General features: G+C 54.3%; 1 protein-coding gene. It reads left to right on the top strand.

The features are described from left to right. Positions 1 to 15: 15 nt before the first annotated feature. On the top strand, positions 16 to 707 hold a 692-nt coding region (locus MA04_RS21740), incomplete at its 3' end, for a transposase (RefSeq protein WP_262462858.1).

The following is a 707-nucleotide window of genomic DNA, read 5'->3' as shown; positions in this document are numbered from 1 at the left end:
TTGATTCAATGGGGAATGCTTAAGAAACCCAGCCCACATCAAACCGAACTTGAGATGGTGACACTCGACAGTTTGGTCCCCAGCGATCATTTGCTTCGTAAGATCGATGCCGTGATCGATTTCAGTTTTATCCATGCGCGCGTGGCCGATTTGTACTGCGCGAACAATGGCCGTCCCGCCCTTGATCCGGTGATGATGTTTAAGGCGCTGTTCATTGGCTATCTGTTTGGCGTGCGCTCGGAGCGCCAGCTTGTGCGCGAGATTGAGGTCAATGTCGCCTATCGCTGGTTTTTGCAACTCAAGCTGACCGACAAGGTCTTTGATGCCTCGACCCTGTCGCAGAACCGGCGGCGTCGATATCATGATGCCAGTGTTGCGCAGGATATTTTTGACGAGATCGTCGAGCAGGCGATCAGGCACGGGCTGGTGGATGGTAAGGTTCTCTATACCGACAGCACGCATTTGAAGGCCGATGCCAACAAGAACAAATGGGACCGCGAAGTGGTTGCCAAATCGCGCGCGGCCTATTGGGATGATCTGGATCTGGCGATTGAGGAAGACCGGGCGGCTCATGCGAAAAAGCCGCTCAAAGCCAAGGAACGCCAGCCGGTTGAGAAAGAAACCAAGATCAGCCGAACCGATCCCGACAGCGGATATATGGTGCGCGACGGCAAGCCCAAGGGCTTTTTCTATCTCGATCACCGCAC

The organism is Alloalcanivorax balearicus MACL04, from assembly GCF_025532145.1.
GTDB classification, from domain to species: Bacteria; Pseudomonadota; Gammaproteobacteria; order Pseudomonadales; family Alcanivoracaceae; genus Alloalcanivorax; species Alloalcanivorax balearicus.
This window is presented reverse-complemented; position numbering and strand designations above follow the sequence as displayed.